Annotated in this window: 20 protein-coding genes and 3 tRNA genes; 15 read left to right on the forward strand and 8 right to left on the reverse strand. The window is 58.4% G+C overall.

Annotated elements, in window-relative coordinates:
• Positions 1-55: 55 nt before the first annotated feature.
• The 9 genes from ACM110_RS06425 (at position 56) to ACM110_RS06465 (ending at position 6,597) form a co-directional block, all read left to right on the forward strand.
• The gene (locus tag ACM110_RS06425; RefSeq protein WP_416127096.1) at positions 56-1,120 is read left to right on the forward strand and encodes an NAD(P)H-dependent flavin oxidoreductase; all 1,065 of its coding nucleotides are present in this window, start codon (positions 56-58) and stop codon (positions 1,118-1,120) included.
• A gap of 125 nt (positions 1,121-1,245) precedes the next feature.
• The gene (gene modA, locus ACM110_RS06430; protein ID WP_416127097.1) at positions 1,246-2,013 is read left to right on the forward strand and encodes a molybdate ABC transporter substrate-binding protein; all 768 of its coding nucleotides are present in this window, start codon (positions 1,246-1,248) and stop codon (positions 2,011-2,013) included.
• Entirely contained in the window at positions 2,014-2,694 is a 681-nt protein-coding gene (modB, locus tag ACM110_RS06435; RefSeq protein WP_416127098.1) for a molybdate ABC transporter permease subunit, read from the forward strand.
• 3 nt (positions 2,695-2,697) lie between these two features.
• On the forward strand, positions 2,698-3,777 hold the full coding sequence (gene modC, locus ACM110_RS06440) for a molybdenum ABC transporter ATP-binding protein (RefSeq protein ID WP_416127099.1): 1,080 nt from the start codon (positions 2,698-2,700) through the stop codon (positions 3,775-3,777).
• 76 nt (positions 3,778-3,853) lie between these two features.
• Positions 3,854-4,873, forward strand: a complete 1,020-nt coding sequence (locus tag ACM110_RS06445) for a DNA topoisomerase IB (protein WP_416127100.1) — start codon at positions 3,854-3,856, stop codon at positions 4,871-4,873.
• A gap of 72 nt (positions 4,874-4,945) precedes the next feature.
• Positions 4,946-5,167 (forward strand): hypothetical protein, encoded by a 222-nt coding sequence (locus tag ACM110_RS06450; RefSeq protein ID WP_338580557.1) that lies wholly within the window; start codon positions 4,946-4,948, stop codon positions 5,165-5,167.
• A 129-nt stretch (positions 5,168-5,296) separates the two neighbouring features.
• Positions 5,297-5,527 (forward strand): hypothetical protein, encoded by a 231-nt coding sequence (locus tag ACM110_RS06455; protein WP_338580556.1) that lies wholly within the window; start codon positions 5,297-5,299, stop codon positions 5,525-5,527.
• Between the two features lie 208 nt (positions 5,528-5,735).
• On the forward strand, positions 5,736-6,020 hold the full coding sequence (locus ACM110_RS06460; RefSeq protein ID WP_416127101.1) for a hypothetical protein: 285 nt from the start codon (positions 5,736-5,738) through the stop codon (positions 6,018-6,020).
• Between the two features lie 151 nt (positions 6,021-6,171).
• Positions 6,172-6,597: a hypothetical protein gene (locus ACM110_RS06465; protein ID WP_416127102.1), complete on the forward strand. Its 426-nt coding sequence runs from the start codon at positions 6,172-6,174 to the stop codon at positions 6,595-6,597.
• A 9-nt stretch (positions 6,598-6,606) separates the two neighbouring features.
• On the opposite strand, the gene ACM110_RS06470 is transcribed toward ACM110_RS06465, so the two are convergent.
• Positions 6,607-7,257, reverse strand: a complete 651-nt coding sequence (locus ACM110_RS06470; RefSeq protein ID WP_416127290.1) for a TetR family transcriptional regulator — start codon at positions 7,255-7,257, stop codon at positions 6,607-6,609.
• Positions 7,258-7,435: 178 nt separating this feature from the next.
• Between ACM110_RS06470 and ACM110_RS06475 the strand changes: the two genes are divergently transcribed.
• The 4 genes from ACM110_RS06475 to ACM110_RS06490 all read left to right on the forward strand — a co-directional run bounded on the left by ACM110_RS06475 (position 7,436) and on the right by ACM110_RS06490 (position 9,622).
• A complete protein-coding gene (locus ACM110_RS06475; protein ID WP_416127103.1) occupies positions 7,436-8,272 on the forward strand; it encodes an NAD(P)H-binding protein in 837 nt (278 codons plus the stop codon).
• A gap of 104 nt (positions 8,273-8,376) precedes the next feature.
• Positions 8,377-8,577, forward strand: a complete 201-nt coding sequence (locus ACM110_RS06480) for a hypothetical protein (protein ID WP_338580550.1) — start codon at positions 8,377-8,379, stop codon at positions 8,575-8,577.
• Positions 8,578-8,721: 144 nt separating this feature from the next.
• The gene (locus ACM110_RS06485) at positions 8,722-9,015 is read left to right on the forward strand and encodes a hypothetical protein (protein ID WP_416127104.1); all 294 of its coding nucleotides are present in this window, start codon (positions 8,722-8,724) and stop codon (positions 9,013-9,015) included.
• Between the two features lie 163 nt (positions 9,016-9,178).
• The gene (locus ACM110_RS06490) at positions 9,179-9,622 is read left to right on the forward strand and encodes a hypothetical protein (RefSeq protein ID WP_416127105.1); all 444 of its coding nucleotides are present in this window, start codon (positions 9,179-9,181) and stop codon (positions 9,620-9,622) included.
• A 97-nt stretch (positions 9,623-9,719) separates the two neighbouring features.
• Here ACM110_RS06490 and ACM110_RS06495 read toward each other — a convergent pair.
• The 7 genes from ACM110_RS06495 to ACM110_RS06525 form a co-directional block, all read right to left on the reverse strand.
• Positions 9,720-9,806, reverse strand: a tRNA-Leu gene (locus tag ACM110_RS06495).
• Between the two features lie 257 nt (positions 9,807-10,063).
• Positions 10,064-10,137: transfer RNA gene (locus ACM110_RS06500), tRNA-Cys, on the reverse strand.
• 45 nt (positions 10,138-10,182) lie between these two features.
• Positions 10,183-10,258, reverse strand: a tRNA-Gly gene (locus ACM110_RS06505).
• A 63-nt stretch (positions 10,259-10,321) separates the two neighbouring features.
• Positions 10,322-10,882, reverse strand: coding sequence for a CDP-diacylglycerol--glycerol-3-phosphate 3-phosphatidyltransferase (gene pgsA / locus ACM110_RS06510; RefSeq protein WP_338580547.1), 561 nt, complete (start codon positions 10,880-10,882; stop codon positions 10,322-10,324).
• A gap of 32 nt (positions 10,883-10,914) precedes the next feature.
• Positions 10,915-12,738, reverse strand: a complete 1,824-nt coding sequence (uvrC, locus tag ACM110_RS06515; protein ID WP_338580546.1) for an excinuclease ABC subunit UvrC — start codon at positions 12,736-12,738, stop codon at positions 10,915-10,917.
• Positions 12,739-12,740: 2 nt separating this feature from the next.
• Positions 12,741-13,382 (reverse strand): UvrY/SirA/GacA family response regulator transcription factor, encoded by a 642-nt coding sequence (gene uvrY, locus ACM110_RS06520; protein ID WP_008015884.1) that lies wholly within the window; start codon positions 13,380-13,382, stop codon positions 12,741-12,743.
• Between the two features lie 127 nt (positions 13,383-13,509).
• Complete coding sequence (locus tag ACM110_RS06525) at positions 13,510-13,953, reverse strand: GNAT family N-acetyltransferase (RefSeq protein WP_416127106.1); 444 nt, start codon at positions 13,951-13,953, stop codon at positions 13,510-13,512.
• 169 nt (positions 13,954-14,122) lie between these two features.
• Here ACM110_RS06525 and ACM110_RS06530 point away from each other — a divergent pair, with 169 nt between their 5' ends.
• Both ACM110_RS06530 and ACM110_RS06535 read left to right on the forward strand, forming a co-directional pair.
• The gene (locus ACM110_RS06530; protein WP_416127107.1) at positions 14,123-14,251 is read left to right on the forward strand and encodes a hypothetical protein; all 129 of its coding nucleotides are present in this window, start codon (positions 14,123-14,125) and stop codon (positions 14,249-14,251) included.
• 338 nt (positions 14,252-14,589) lie between these two features.
• Positions 14,590-15,678, forward strand: coding sequence for a 3-deoxy-7-phosphoheptulonate synthase (locus tag ACM110_RS06535; RefSeq protein WP_416127108.1), 1,089 nt, complete (start codon positions 14,590-14,592; stop codon positions 15,676-15,678).
• Positions 15,679-15,711: the final 33 nt, after the last annotated feature.

Raw genomic sequence — 15,711 nt, forward strand, 5'->3', positions numbered from 1 at the left:
GCTACAAATCCGCACCTGCCGCCCTGCCCGGTTTCAACGTCGGAGAACACCCAAAATGAGTCAATGGCCAGACACCCGCATTCTTGACCTGCTCGGGATCGAACTGCCGATCATCCAGGGCCCCATGGCCGGTGCCACCAACTCTTCGATGGTCATCGCGGCGAGCAACGCCGGTGGCCTCGGTTCCATGCCGGCGGCGATGCTGAGCATCGAGCAGTTGCGCGAAGAACTGAAGACCATTCGCCAACAGTGCCAGCGGCCGATCAACGTCAATTTCTTCTGCCATCAACCGCCGCCAGTTGACGAGCAACGCGCGCAAGACTGGAAAAACCTGCTGGAACCCTACTATCGGGAACTGGGCGCCGACTTCGATGCGCCGACGCCGGTGTCCAATCGCGCGCCGTTCGACGTCGCGGGTTGCGAAGTGATCGAAGAGTTTCGCCCGCAAGTCGTGAGTTTCCACTTTGGCCTGCCGGAAAAATCCCTGCTCGATCGAGTGAAAGCCACCGGGGCCAAAGTGCTGTCCTCGGCCACCACGGTCGAAGAAGCCATCTGGCTTGAGCAGCATGGCTGCGACGCGATCATCGCCATGGGCTACGAAGCGGGCGGCCATCGCGGGATGTTTCTCAGTGATGACCTGAGTAGTCAGGTCGGCACGTTCGCCTTGGTGCCACAGGTCGTCGATGCGGTGAAAGTGCCGGTGATTGCCGCGGGCGGTATTGCCGATGCGCGGGGAGTGGCGGCGGCGTTCATGCTGGGAGCTTCGGCGGTGCAAGTGGGCACGGCGTATCTGTTCACCCCGGAGGCCAAGGTCAGCGCTTCGCATCACAAGGCGTTGCGTACCGCCAAGGAAAGCGAGACGGCTGTCACCAACATTTTCACTGGTCGCCCGGCGCGGGGGATTCTCAATCGGGTGATGCGTGAGCTCGGACCGATGAGTTCCAAGGCACCCACTTTCCCACTCGCCGGTGGCGCGCTGATGCCGTTGCGCGCGAAGGGCGAAGCCGACTTCAGCAATCTTTGGGCCGGACAGGCCTTCACGTTGGGGGTCGAGTTGACTACGGCAGAACTTACCCGGCGCCTGGCCGAAGACGGCTTGGCGAAATTGCTTCACCGCTAAATCCCTGTAGCAGCGGCCGAAGGCTGCTACAAAAACTCCCGCATTCCGTTTGCAGGCATTTCGCTATATATTTCGATACATAGCGCTTACCCCCTTGCTGTACTTGCCTACCACGGAGCCGTTACATGACCATTCGTGCCTCACGTTTTGCCCCCACTTGCCTGGCAGCCCTGATCGCTACCTTCGCTTTCAGTGCTGCCCACGCGGACGAAGTCCAGGTCGCGGTCGCTGCCAACTTCACTGCGCCGATCCAGGCAATTGCCGCCGATTTCGAAAAGGACACCGGCCACAAACTGGTGACCTCGTTCGGCGCGACCGGTCAGTTCTACACCCAGATCAAGAACGGCGCGCCATTCGAAGTGTTCCTCTCGGCGGACGACACCACCCCGGAAAAACTGGAAAAAGAGGGCGACACCGTCAAGGGCTCTCGCTTCACCTACGCCGTCGGCACCCTGGCGTTGTGGTCGGCCAAAGAAGGCTACGTCGATGCCAAGGGCAAAGTGCTGGCCGATAACCAGTACCAACACCTGTCCATCGCCAACCCGAAAGCCGCGCCTTATGGCCTGGCGGCGACCCAAGTCCTGGCCAAGCAAGGCTTGACCGACAAGGTCAAAGACAAGATCGTTGAAGGCCAGAACATCACCCAGGCCTACCAGTTCGTGTCCACCGGCAACGCCGAATTGGGCTTCGTTGCCCTGTCGCAAATCTACAAAGATGGCAAAATCATCAGCGGTTCGGCGTGGATCGTTCCGGCTGAGCTGCACGACCCGATCAAACAAGACGCGGTCATCCTCAACAAGGGCAAAGACAATCCAGCCGCCAAGGCACTGGTTGACTACCTCAAGGGGCCGAAAGCGGCGGCTGTCATCAAGTCCTACGGTTACCAAATCTAAATGTCGCTATCGAGTGCCGATTTTTCTGCCATCTGGCTGACCCTGAAACTGGCGTCCCTGACGACCGTCATCCTGTTGATAGTGGGCACTCCGCTGGCGTTATGGCTCTCGCGCACCCGATCCTGGTTGCGCGGCCCGGTCGGGGCGATCGTCGCCCTGCCCCTGGTGCTGCCGCCCACAGTGATCGGTTTTTATCTGTTGCTGGCGCTCGGCCCTCACGGGTTTGTCGGCCAGTTCACCCAATCACTGGGGCTCGGCACCCTCACTTTCAGTTTTGCGGGGTTGGTGATCGGCTCGGTGCTGTACTCGATGCCGTTCGTGGTCCAGCCGCTGCAAAACGCTTTTTCCGCCATTGGCACTCGCCCGCTGGAAGTGGCCGCGACCTTGCGCGCCAATCCCTGGGACACGTTCTTCAGCGTAACGCTACCGCTGGCCCGCCCCGGTTTCATCACCGCCGCCATCCTCGGTTTCGCCCATACCGTCGGTGAGTTCGGCGTGGTGCTGATGATTGGCGGCAACATTCCCGACAAGACCCGCGTGGTCTCGGTGCAGATCTACGATCACGTCGAAGCCATGGAATACGCCCAGGCCCATTGGCTGGCCGGGGTGATGCTGGTGTTCTCTTTTGCGGTGTTGCTGGCGCTGTACTCCAGCCGTAAAACCAAAGCGGGCTGGAGCTGATCGATGATTCACACGCGTTTGAAATTGAATTACTCGGGATTCGCCCTGGATGTTGATTTGCAGCTGCCCGGCCGCGGCGTCACGGCGCTGTACGGTCACTCCGGCTCGGGCAAGACCACGTACCTGCGTTGCATCGCTGGGCTGGAGCGGGCCGATCAGGGATTTATCCAGGTCAACGATGAAGTCTGGCAGGACAGCGACAAGAAGATTTTCGTCGCGCCGCACAAACGTGCCTTGGGTTACGTGTTTCAGGAAGCCAGTCTGTTTCCACATCTTTCAGTGCTGGCCAACCTGCAGTTCGGCCTCAAGCGCATTCCGAAAAACCAGCGCCGGGTCAACATGGCCCACGCCACTGAACTGCTGGGAATCGGCCATCTGCTGGATCGCCATCCGCAACATCTTTCCGGTGGAGAGCGTCAACGTGTCGGTATCGCTCGCGCCCTGCTCACCAGTCCCAAACTGTTGCTGATGGATGAACCGCTGGCGGCACTGGACTCCAAGCGCAAAAGCGAAATCCTGCCTTACCTGCAACGGCTGCACGATGAGCTGGATATTCCGGTGCTGTACGTCAGCCATTCCCAGGATGAAGTGGCGCAACTGGCCGACCACATCGTATTGCTCAGCGAGGGCAAGGCGCTGGCCAGCGGCCCGATCGGCCAGACACTGGCGCGCCTCGACCTGCCGCTGGCGTTGGGTGATGACGCTGGCGTGGTGATCGAAGGTCGCGTCAGCGCCTATGACGCCGACTACCAGTTGCTCACCCTGCAACTGCCGGACACGGCCCTGAACATTCGCGTGACTCATACGCCGATGGCGCCGGGCCAAACGTTGCGCTGCAAGATTCAGGCACGGGATGTCAGCCTGAGCCTGCACAGCGCTGAACACAGCAGCATCCTCAACCGCTTGCCCGTCACCGTGGTCAGTGAGATGGGCGCCGACAACGCCGCCCATGTGCTGGTGCGCCTGGACGCTGCGGGCACGCCGCTGCTGGCGCGGATCACGCGATTCTCCCGCGATCAGTTGAACGTGCATCCGGGCCAGCAACTCTGGGCGCAAATCAAAGCCGTGGCCGTACTCGCCTAACTTTGCTGGCACGACTGCCGCGGCGTGGGGTCAATGGCTGTAACGGCCCCCTGATCCCACGCCAAGGACTATCGCCATGCCCGATGCGCTGCCTTCCGACCTGCACTACGTCGATGACACCCAGCCGGGCATCACCCGCAAAAAACTGCGCGGCAAATTCTGCTATTTCGATCCGGCAGGTCAACGCATTACCGAGCCGGACGAAATCCAGCGCATCAACGCCCTCGCCGTGCCGCCTGCCTACACCGACGTGTGGATCTGCACCGACCCGCGCGGACACTTACAGGCCACCGGCCGTGACGCTCGCGGTCGCAAGCAATACCGCTATCACCCACGCTGGCGCGAAGTGCGCGACAGCGACAAGTACTCGCGCCTGCGGGATTTCGGCCTGGCCCTGCCAAAACTGCGCAAGCAACTGGAAACGTTACTGTCCGCGCCGGGCTTCAGCCGCGACAAGGTCATGGCCACCGTCATCACCTTGCTCGATGCAACGTTGATTCGTGTCGGCAACACCCAATACGCCCGGGACAATCGCTCCTACGGCCTGACCACCTTGCGCAGCCGCCACGTGGAGATCAACGGCAGTGCGATCCTGTTCCAGTTTCGCGGCAAAAGCGGCATCGAACATCAAATCACCGTGAAGGACCGGCGACTGGCGAGGATCATCAAACAATGCCAGGAAATCCCCGGGCAAAACCTCTTTCAATACTTCGATGAAAACGGCGAGCGACACACCATCACCTCCGCCGACGTCAACGCCTACCTGCAAACCCTGACCGGTGCCGACTTCACCGCCAAGGACTACCGCACCTGGGCCGGCAGCGCCCTGGCGCTGGCGGTGTTGCGCAAGTTGCAATGGCAACCGGAGTCGGAAGCGAAACGGCACGTGGTGGACATGGTGAAAAACGTCGCCAAGCAGCTCGGCAATACCCCCGCGGTATGCCGCAAGTGCTACATCCATCCGGGCGTGCTGGAAGGGTTTCTGCTGGGCGCATTGGCCGAGCTACCCCGGCCGAGAACGCGTAAAGGCCTGCGCGCCGAAGAAGTCGGCCTGGCCATGTTGCTGGAGAAACTGGCGTCTGAACCGACGAATTGACCTGCCTATTTTTTGCACGATTACAAATGACTTCTATAGTTGATCTGTACACGAATCAGCTGCGGTGAAGCCATGGAAGACATATTCGTCGTGAAGCGCTGCAACAAGATCATCATTCATGGTCGCCGGGCCGGAGAATCAGCTCATCAACCGCCTGACGCCGCCGTCTGGTATCGCATCGCCGATACTCGAACCAACGGTTTCATCGGTGACGGCTACGATCTTGAAGATGACGCACGGCATGTTTGCCGGCAGTTGAATGCCAGGTCACAAGTCACGGCCCGCCAAGGCTGATGAGCCTGCACGTGCCTTTAACGGGTCTATACTGATGAAAGCTGAAGGATCAGTGTCCCATCGGTAGACAGCTCGCTCCCAGCGGGCTTTTTACTGCCCTGCCAGGTGTCTTCAACGGAGGTGTTTCCCATGTCCGAAAAAGAGTCCATCACCACCCTGCTCACTCTGCTTGATTCCCGCCAGGTTCGCTTGGCTGCGGCGTGCAAGGAAATCGCCGATTGGGTCGATCATCAAGGCGGACATCCGACTGCCCTTAGAATTCGCGATCGTCTGAACGACATCGAAAAGGACACGCCGCTGATCCGCAATACCTTGTCGGCGCTCAAACCTGTCGAGCCACCGCTGCCACGGTTCAGATGATTTGATCCGGGCACGCAATGCGTTCTACCGCCTGACGCGAGACAGATGATCGGCGACAGTTTCGTCACCGAGTGTGACCTTGTCTGTCAGTTCTGTGCTTGCTCCCTCCAACCCAGCCAGGCGCTGGGATTTTTTTGTGCTACTGCAAGCAGCGAACGTCACCGCGCACGAGGGGTCCAACGATCACACGTCACGAGGAGACGTTCTGATGGTTACTCATTTCAAAGTCAGCGGGCATCTGGCCTGCGGTCACAAAGGCGACAACCTTACCTCCACCCGCGAACTCAACCGTGTCAAATGCAGAAGCTGTCGAAATACCGACGCGTATAAAGAAGCGCGCAAAGACCAGCGTAACGCAGCACGGCGCGCATCTCGCAAAGCCAAAGTTACCCCGACCGCGACTGACTGGCGCCAGGATTGGACCGAACGCCTGACCGCTCTGCCCGGGCTGCAAAGACTGCCTCGCGGCTTCACCGACCAGCCTTTCGTTTAATCGACAGCTTCGGCGGCCGGGCCGACCGGATTCGGCGCGGCCGTTTGATACTGGTTAATCCGAAAATCGATTGAACGAGACAGGCGTTTGTATTTCCAACCTTGTAGGCCCGAACATCAATTCACTGGGCGCTATAGGAGAGGAAATCGGCATGAACAGTAGACTTCTGCTTCTGATCGCCAGCCTGAGCCCCGCCCTGGCCATCGCTGAAGGCTGCGATGTGATCACGCGTTCACAGAGCCCTTCGGTCCCGGTGATCGAATCCCACAGCTGCTACGAATACGAAAATATGCCGGTGGGCGCGATCGATTGGTCATGCAGCAACGAGAGCAAGGAAATGCTCAGCAGCACCAAGAAAAAGATCGCCCAATGCAGCGACCACTATCAGGCCACCTGCCTGGGCACCGTGACGCCGGAGTCACTGGCCAATCCTCAGTCCACAAGCAAAGACAAGAACAGTAACGCACTCAACATTCCGGCCAACGCGCAGATTTCGACGTATTACTACAACGCGGAAAACCTGACCCAAGCCAAAATCGATTGCGAAACCGGTGGTGGTAGCTGGAAAGCCAAGTAGCGCAGCGGATTACTCAATTGCTGGCTGCATGATTTCGCGCAACGACATGCGCTTGAACGCCTCGACCAGTCCGCGCCCTTCTTGCGGCGAGCAATCGATGGCCAGGCGCATGGTCGATTCGCCCAGATGCCAGATCAGAAACGCCGACTCCCGGACCTGCCGCGCATCACTGTCCGGATACACCCGCAGTATTGCCTCAGCCAACAACTCGCCGGCAACGCGACTTTCCTCCAACTCCAATGCCAACAGATGCTTGTCAGCCTGCATGCCTGACCAGATGTCGCGCATTGCCGGCGTCGCCAATACGATCTCGTAATACAGATCGAGCAACCCCGAATATGCCGCTTGCAGGCCTGGCCCATCCTCGACTGCCTTTAGCGCCTCATCGATACAACGACGACTTTCGGCGTTGTATCGTTCGGCGAGCGTGCGAATGATTGAGCTTTTATCGGGGAAATACTGATAAAGCGAGCCGATGGAAATCTCGGAACGCTCAGCAATCTCACTCATTTTCAGCTGATCGCTGCCCTTGGTCGCAATCAATTGTGTTGCCACGGCAAGAATGCGCTCCTGACGTTCGCGGCTGCGTTGCTGCGTGGGATTGCGTCGAACCGGCTCTGAAGCAGGTTGCTCGAGCACTTCGCTAGTCTTCTTGCGCACGGCCGCACCTCCCCATCGATAAACATGACATTGACTCACCTTAGCACTGCCCTGCGATGCACCCAAAGAGCTGCGACCATACGTCGGTTTCAGATCTAGCTTTGTTGACGATGGAACATGAGGGTTTATCATCTTTTAAACGTGAGTATCACTCACATTACCGAGGGAGATGAACGCGATGAACACCCGCCAACAGACCATCCTGATTCTCGGCGCCACGGGTAAGACCGGACGGCGAATTGCAAAACAGCTCGAAGCCGGCGGCCAGTCCGTGCGCCTGGGTTCTCGCCGTGAAACTCCGCCCTTTGACTGGGAGGATCGATCCACTTGGGCCGCCACCCTTGAGGGTATTCACGCCGCCTATATCTCCTTTCAACCAGACCTCGCGGTGCCTGGCGCACTGGAGACCGTCCAGGCGTTCACCGACCTGGCCGTCAAAAGCGGGGTCAGCAAACTGGTGCTGCTGTCAGGGCGCGGTGAAGTTGAAGCAGAACAAGCCGAACGCGTGGTGCAAAACAGTGGCGCCGACTGGACCATCCTGCGTGCCAGCTGGTTCTGCCAGAATTTCAGCGAAGCGCACTTTCTCGAACCGCTTGAGCAAGGCGAATTGGCGCTGCCCGTCGGCAATATCGCCGAGCCTTTTATCGACGTGGAGGACATCGCCGAAGTCGCCGTCGCCGCACTGACCCAACCCGGCCATGCAGGACAACTCTACGAACTGACCGGCCCTCGCGCGCTGACCTTTGCCGAGGCGGTTGCCGAGATCGCCCGGGTGACACATCGCGATATAAGTTTTGTCGCGGTGCCGCCGGACGCCTATCGCCATGCGCTGGAGCAGGCGCAACTGCCGGTCGAGCTGATCGATCTGGTCTTATACCTGTTCACCACCGTCCTCGATGGCCGCAACACGCCGGTTACTGATGGCGTACAGCGTGCACTGGGGCGACCGGCGCGAGACTTTTCCGACTACGTCCGGCGCACCGCGGCAACCGGTATCTGGACCCATGAGGGCTAAGCGCCGACGCGCTGCATTGGCGGCAATCAGCTTCCTCGACTAGGGTGTCTTTCGTATCGAACTGCGGTGCCTTAATTGGCAGGAGCCTGATCAAGGAGGAAACGATGTCATCCATTCGTAGTGCCGAACACACCTATCGCCAGTGGTCCAGCCCGATCCTGCTCGAACTCAAGGAGCGAGAGCATCAGCTAGACCCGTCAGATCGTCAGGCGCTGCAAAACATTCTGCTGGAAAGAAGGCTGATCAACAGCGGCAACCCTGACGGCAGTGATCGACGCAAGGCTGAACCGCGCACTGGCGGTTGAGTCGACCACAGTAAATTGCTGACACTCACAAGCCCGGCCCCATGCCGGGCTTATTGATTTTTGCCATTCGTCAGGCGCTCCGCACCTTCCCCTATATCGGTCTTCCAACGCTATACACCCCCTTTGTGCGGAAGACTAAAAATGATGAACAGAAAACTGGCTGTTCTCACGCTCGCCGGCCTGTTGTCGAGCGGATCGCTCTACGCATTGGCCGCGGAGACGACCAAGCAAGGATCCGCCCTTCCGCCGACCGCCCTACCCGGAATCAATCAGGCTCAAGGCTCTGAGTCCAATGAGGACAAGGCCGACAAGAAAGGCGAGGAAGCGTCGGGCTCAAACTCCGGGGCTGACTCTAAAACTCTAGAGAAAGAAGCAGCTTCTTCGGGCAAGCCGAAGGACGTTGAGAAAAAACAGGGTGGTGTCGATTCCGGCGGCTAAGAACCAGGCTGCTACACCCAGCCCGCGTTTCGTGTCGCGGGCTTTTCTTTGCAGCCGACTCAATCGGCAATCATCCCCGCGCATACTGGGCTAGTCTTTCAACTCTAAAATGGAATCTGAACGACCACTCCACTTTCCCTGGTCTTTTGTGGGTACGTAAAAAGTGAAAGGCAGATTGATTGGCGCAACTGTGATCGTGGCCGTAGTGGGCGTCCTGGCGTACGGGTTGAGCACCTTTGAGACCAGCAAAAACCAGCGTCAGGATGAACTGTGCAAGGTCGCACAGGAACATCTGAAGACGATTGAAATCCAGGCTCGGGCCATGGCGGTCGGGCTGTCTGTCGAAGGCTACGCCGAGGCGGAAAAGGCCGAAGTGGGCAAACTCATCCACGCCCTGGATAACGCCAAGAACAAAGAAGAAGCGGAAGCCGTCATAACGGAGCATTCGGCCACCGTCGAAGCGCAGGTGGCCGCAACAGACGCAGAAGTGAAATCGCGCGGCGATCAACCATTCCTCGGACAACAACTCAAAGAGCAGCGGATAACCACCGACGTCAAACAGGAGATCCAGCGAGCCGAAAAGGCAGTCAGCACCGCGTGTGAATGACGTTCTGACAATTTCGATTGCGGAGCAGAGGTAGGTTTTTTGCGGAGCAAAAAATAAGGGCTTGCATGAGGTGTCTCACGCAAGCCCTTGATATTCATGGTGCCCGAAGCCGGAATCGAACCGGCACGCCCTTACGAGCGGGGGATTTTAAGTCCCATGCGTCTACCAGTTTCGCCATTCGGGCGGTAGCGCGGTGAATCAGAGGGGGGAAATATATACACCCAGCTCCAGTGAAGCAAGGTTGCATGTGCGATTTTCGAGACTAAATCTTACTATCGCCAAAATAAAAAAAGCTTCGTAAATCATGGATCTACGAATGACTGCCGTTTATGGGTGGTTTTCATGAAGGTGTCGCCAATAGCGGGCAAGTGCTGCCCCCAAGCACTTTCCTGAGGGCAATAAAAAACCCCGTAGACGTTAATCTACGGGGTTGTTTATTAGTGGAGGCCGAGGTCGGAATCGAACCGGCGTAGGCGGATTTGCAATCCGCTGCATAACCATTTTGCTACTCGGCCTCAAAACATTTGGTGTCAGTAGCGCGACATCAAATGCGTACAAATTGGAGCGGGAAACGAGACTCGAACTCGCGACCCCGACCTTGGCAAGGTCGTGCTCTACCAACTGAGCTATTCCCGCGTCTTGGTGTGGCGCATTCTATAGAATCCAGAAGCCCCGTCAACCCCTTGATTCAAAAAAGTTTTATTTCTTTTCAACGTCGGTCTTCAGATGCGGCCAGGCAGCTCGCAAGTATTGGACCATCGACCACAATGTCAGGCCGGCAGACACCATCAGCAAGGCATAACCGAGCAAGACCCAGAAGCTGAAGTCGGACGGATTCGCCAGCAGGATCACCAGCGCCAACATCTGTGCGGCGGTTTTCCATTTGCCCAGGTTCGATACGGCGACGTGAGCACGAGCACCGAGTTCGGCCATCCACTCACGAAGTGCCGAGACGACGATCTCGCGACCGATGATCACGGCGGCCGGCAGCGTGAGCCACAGGTTGCCGTGTTCTTGCACGAGCAGCACCAATGCAACGGCAACCATCAGCTTGTCGGCAACGGGGTCGAGGAAAGCCCCGAACGGCGTGCTTTGCTCCAGACGGCGGGCCAGGTACCCGTCCAGCCAGTCTGTGGCGGCAGCAAATGCGAAGACCGAGGCGGAGGCTACGAAACTCCATTGGTAAGGCAGGTAGAACAGCAAAATGAAAATCGGTATGAGCAGGACGCGTAGAACGGTAATCAGATTAGGGATATTCATCGGCACAACTGGCTACGAGGTGAGGGGGCATTCTACTCGCTGTGCAGATTTGCATAAATCAACTCTGCGAGCTTTTTACTGATCCCGGGGGCTTTGGCAATCTCGTCGATGCTGGCACGAGACAGCTCCTGCAATCCACCAAAATGTTTCAACAAATCGCGCCGACGGGTCGGTCCGACACCGGCGACGCCTTCGAGTGTAGACGTCCGGCGGGTTTTGCCACGACGGGCGCGGTGCCCGGTAATGGCAAAGCGGTGAGCCTCGTCACGAATCTGCTGGATCAAATGCAGCGCGGGGGAATCACCGCGCAACGTGAATTCATGGGCGGCATCATTAAGGTACAAGGTTTCAAAACCGGCCTTGCGCGTCGCGCCCTTGGCCACACCGAGGAGAATCAGGTCGGGCACCGCCAGCTCATTGAGCACGTCACGTGCCATGGACAGCTGCCCCTTGCCGCCATCCACCAGCAGGATGTCCGGCAGCTTGCCCTCCCCGTCCTTCAGTTTGCTGAAGCGTCGGGTCAGTGCCTGGTGCATTGCGGCGTAGTCATCCCCGGCCGTAACGCCTTCGATGTTATAGCGACGGTAGTCAGACTTGATCGGGCCTTCAGGACCGAACACCACACAGGACGCCACGGTCGCTTCGCCACTGGAGTGACTGATGTCGTAGCACTCGAGACGCTGCGGCGGCTCGTCCAGCTTCAGCACTTCTGCCAGTGCGTCGAAGCGTGCCGTGATGTGCTGACGATTCGCCAGGCGCGCGCTCAAGGCTTGTTCGGCGTTGGTCACCGCCAGTTGCTGCCAGCGTGCTCGCGTACCGCGCACCCGATGACTGATGGTCAGTTCGCGACCGCGCAGCTCGTCGATGGCCGCGATCAGGGTCGGAAAATCCTCATGAACCACGTTGACGATCAACTCGCTCGGCAAGTCGCGCTCAGGACTGCTGACGAAGTACTGGCCCAGAAACGCCGCCATGACTTCGGAAACGTCTTCTTCAATACCGACTTGCGGGAAGAAATTCTTGCTGCCCAACACTCGCCCGCCGCGCACGCTGATCAGGTGCACACAGGCACCGCCAGGATTGACGAACGCAGCGATCACATCGACATCACCCGTCCCGCCTTCCATGCTCTGCTGGTCCTGAACCCGGCGCAGCAGCGAGATCTGGTCGCGTAACTCAGCGGCACGCTCGAACTCCAGGTTGATCGCCGCCTCTTCCATGCCGGCCGACAACTCGTCTGCCAGCGCATTGCTGCGACCTTCAAGGAACATCACCGAGTGCCGTACATCTTCGGCATACACCTCGGGCTCCACCAGCCCGACGCAAGGCGCCTTGCAGCGCTTGATCTGGTATTGCAGGCATGGACGCGTACGGTTCTTGTAATAGCTGTCTTCACACTGGCGAACGAAAAATGCCTTTTGCAGCAAGCTCAGGCTTTCGCGAATCGCACCGGCGCTGGGATAAGGGCCGAAGTATTTGCCCTTGGCCTTTTTCGCACCGCGATGGATGCTCAGACGCGGGAACGCACCGTCGGACAGAAAAACATACGGATAGGATTTGTCGTCGCGCAACAGGATGTTGTACGGCGGACGCCACTCCTTGATCAGCGTCTGCTCAAGCAACAAGGCTTCGGTTTCGTTGGCCGTGATGGTCGTCTCGACCTGCGCGATTCGTGCAACGAGCGCGGCAGTTTTCGGTGCGAGGCCGGTTTTCCGAAAGTAGCTGGACAGGCGATTCTTGAGGTTCTTGGCCTTCCCGACATAGAGCAGGCGCGCCTCGCTGTCGAACATGCGGTACACACCGGGACGCCCACTGACGGTCGACAGGAAAGCGCTTGGATCAAAGGTCTCAGTCATTTTCAGAGGCTGGCATCAACCATGCCGTGACGAACCGCCAACAGCGTCAACTCGACATCACTGCTGATCGAAAGCTTTTCGAATATGCGGTAACGGTAGGTGTTCACGGTTTTCGGCGAGAGGCACAACTTGTCGGAAATGATCTGGACCTTCTGGCAACCGACGATCATCAATGCGATCTGGATTTCCCGTTCGGACAAAGCGTCGAACGGCGAATCGTTGGTCGGCTGGAAAGATTTGATCGCCAGTTGCTGGGCGATTTGCGGACTGATGTAGCGCTGCCCGGCGAAGACGAGACGGATGGCCTGGACCATTTCCGGCAAACCGGCACCCTTGGTCAGGTAGCCTGCGGCACCCGCTTGCAACAGCCGTGTAGGAAACGGATCTTCCTCGCACACGGTCACCGCGACGACTTTGATGTCCGGATGACTGCGCAACAATTTGCGAGTGGCTTCAAGACCCCCAATCCCGGGCATCTTGACGTCCATCAAGACCACGTCGGGCTTGAGTTCACGCGCCTTGAGCAGGGATTCTTCCCCCGATTCAGCCTGGCCGACCACTTGCAGGCCATCGATGTCAGCCAGCATTCGTGTAATGCCTGTACGAACGAGATCATGGTCATCGACTACTAGCACCCTAATCAAGCAGACACCTCGCGATATGGTCTTATTGGGTTGCCGACACCTTAGCAAAAAAGCAACTGGCAGACCTAGCGGAAAGCGTCAGATAAAAAGTATCAACTTATCTTGAAAGCCCTGTGCCAAGCGTGTTTCAGCGATGCGTGTCTTCAACATCGCGTTGCATTCTCAGGAAACACTCGTCCGCACCGACCACCTGTAGTCCTTTTCTTTCATACAACGCCCGCGCCGGGTTGTTTTCAAACACCGTCAAGCGCAATGCCGGACGATGTTCGCTGCATGCCAAGGTAAATACCTGATCGATTGCCCAGGAACCTGCGCCCTGCCCTCGTGACGCTTCGACGACTTGTAGTTCACGAATATAGAGGGCCCTGGCGTCTCGACTCAGGCTGACGTACCCCACCCGACTTTCGCCGCGCATGATCAATCGGTTGTCGCGCCCTGCCCAGGCGACATCAAAGGCTTCGTCCTGCCACAACAGATCGTGCTGAATGTAATAGCGCAGCATGTTCCGGCAGGTCAACTCGCGGGCGAAATTGAGGTCGTGATCCGTCGCCGGACGCCATTCAAATTCCATCTGGACTCCAGGGCCATTGATGATGTCGTGTTATTGCGGGATCACGAAGTGTGTCACAACCTCCAGGCCACTCAAGTGATAGAAAGCGCCTTCTGTGTCCGATAGCATTTTCTGATTGAATCCACGCACCGGCCTCTAGTAAGCTCGGTGCATCCATCGGAGACAGACCATGTTCAACGCCCTCACACAGCTTTCTTCCGCCAGCGCCCTGCGCTCGGTTGCGGCTGCCCGGCTGAACGACGTTTGCGCTCCGGCAAGCTTCTATTTTGGGTATTGGTTTAGCCACTGGCGCGCCTGATACCCACACGGCGCCCACTTCAAACGGGTCGCCACCAGAGAATTCTCAACCCCCGGTCGGCCTCCCGACCGGGGGTTTTGTTTTTTCAGCCCCAAATATTTTTTAGCGACACACCAGACATTCAGAGGATCAAGAAAATGAACTACGCCACTTATTACCGTTACGACAGTTTTACCGCCTGGCGATTTACCACCCTCCGCTCGGGACAGCCTGCCGCCTCCGATCGGTCACCCACAGGTGGCAAGCACACACACGCAGCCAATCCGGCCAATTGTCGAACACCCCACTAGGGCCGAGCGCGCGGGAACGAACCCGCCGCCAGCCCAGGAAGCCTGAACATGAACTCGTCCGTCTCTGCTCTGCCACTGTCCACCCTGAGCCCTGCCAATGAAGCGCTGACCCTGCGTCTGCCAAGCTCGTTGCAACTCAAACAGCAACTGCCGCTCACCAGCGTTCTGACCCAGCAAGTCGCAGCCCACCGCCAAGCGGTCCGCGCGATCCTCAACGGTGAAGACTCCCGTATGCTGGTCATCGTCGGTCCCTGCTCGATTCATGACCCGAAATCCGCGCTCGAATACGCAAGCAATCTGGCCCGCCTGGCCGCTGACGTCAGTGACGAAATGCTGCTGGTGATGCGTGCCTATGTCGAAAAACCCCGCACCACCGTCGGCTGGAAAGGCCTGGCCTACGATCCGCATCTCGATGGCAGCGATGACATGGCCGCTGGCCTGACGCTGTCGCGTGAACTGATGCGCGAAATGTTGCTGATGGGCTTGCCGGTAGCAACCGAACTGCTGCAACCCATGGCCGCTGGCTACTTCGACGATCTGCTCAGTTGGGTGGCCATTGGTGCCCGCACTACCGAGTCGCAAATCCACCGAGAGATGGCCAGCGGTCTCAGCATGCCGGTCGGCTTCAAGAACGGCACCGATGGCGGTGTCGCCGTCGCCAGCGATGCCATGCGTTCGGCGGCTCATCCGCATCGCCACTTCGGCGTCGACAGCCAGGGACACCCGGCGATCATCCAGACTCCGGGCAATGCAGACACCCACCTGGTGCTGCGCGGTGGTCATAACGGACCGAACTACGACCGCGCCAGCGTTGCCAAGGTGCACAGCGACTTGACCAAGCTGAAGATCCCGGCCCGGATCATGGTCGACTGCAGCCACGCCAACAGCAGTAAAGATCCGCTGCGTCAGCCAGCGGTGTTCAATAATGTGCTTGAGCAACGCCTGCAAGGTGATCGCTCGCTGATCGGCATGATGATCGAGAGTCATTTGTTCGAAGGTTGTCAACCGCTGACCCCCTCCCTGAAATACGGCGTCTCGGTCACCGATGGTTGCCTGGGCTGGAGCGGCACCGAGCAACTGTTGCAACAGGCGGCGAAGCTCCTGCGTGCTCATCGCGGCATTCAACAACCGGCATGATCTCGTCAGCCAACCAGTCTTCAGAAAAGACTG

The organism is Pseudomonas sp. NFX98 (assembly GCF_047784845.1).
GTDB lineage: Bacteria > Pseudomonadota > Gammaproteobacteria > Pseudomonadales > Pseudomonadaceae > Aquipseudomonas.

Coding starts and splice junctions, on each gene's coding strand:
- modC (WP_416127099.1), top strand. CDS start 2,698: ATGATTCACACGCGTTTGAAATTGAATTACTCGGGATTCGCCCTGGAT.
- ACM110_RS06465 (WP_416127102.1), top strand. CDS start 6,172: ATGAACAGTAGACTTCTGCTTCTGATCGCCAGCCTGAGCCCCGCCCTG.
- ACM110_RS06530 (WP_416127107.1), top strand. CDS start 14,123: ATGTTCAACGCCCTCACACAGCTTTCTTCCGCCAGCGCCCTGCGCTCG.
- ACM110_RS06475 (WP_416127103.1), top strand. CDS start 7,436: ATGAACACCCGCCAACAGACCATCCTGATTCTCGGCGCCACGGGTAAG.
- ACM110_RS06425 (WP_416127096.1), top strand. CDS start 56: ATGAGTCAATGGCCAGACACCCGCATTCTTGACCTGCTCGGGATCGAA.
- ACM110_RS06450 (WP_338580557.1), top strand. CDS start 4,946: ATGGAAGACATATTCGTCGTGAAGCGCTGCAACAAGATCATCATTCAT.
- uvrC (WP_338580546.1), bottom strand. CDS start 12,738: ATGACTGAGACCTTTGATCCAAGCGCTTTCCTGTCGACCGTCAGTGGG.
- ACM110_RS06480 (WP_338580550.1), top strand. CDS start 8,377: ATGTCATCCATTCGTAGTGCCGAACACACCTATCGCCAGTGGTCCAGC.
- modA (WP_416127097.1), top strand. CDS start 1,246: ATGACCATTCGTGCCTCACGTTTTGCCCCCACTTGCCTGGCAGCCCTG.
- ACM110_RS06535 (WP_416127108.1), top strand. CDS start 14,590: ATGAACTCGTCCGTCTCTGCTCTGCCACTGTCCACCCTGAGCCCTGCC.
- ACM110_RS06445 (WP_416127100.1), top strand. CDS start 3,854: ATGCCCGATGCGCTGCCTTCCGACCTGCACTACGTCGATGACACCCAG.
- ACM110_RS06460 (WP_416127101.1), top strand. CDS start 5,736: ATGGTTACTCATTTCAAAGTCAGCGGGCATCTGGCCTGCGGTCACAAA.
- modB (WP_416127098.1), top strand. CDS start 2,014: ATGTCGCTATCGAGTGCCGATTTTTCTGCCATCTGGCTGACCCTGAAA.
- ACM110_RS06485 (WP_416127104.1), top strand. CDS start 8,722: ATGAACAGAAAACTGGCTGTTCTCACGCTCGCCGGCCTGTTGTCGAGC.
- ACM110_RS06525 (WP_416127106.1), bottom strand. CDS start 13,953: ATGGAATTTGAATGGCGTCCGGCGACGGATCACGACCTCAATTTCGCC.
- ACM110_RS06455 (WP_338580556.1), top strand. CDS start 5,297: ATGTCCGAAAAAGAGTCCATCACCACCCTGCTCACTCTGCTTGATTCC.
- pgsA (WP_338580547.1), bottom strand. CDS start 10,882: ATGAATATCCCTAATCTGATTACCGTTCTACGCGTCCTGCTCATACCG.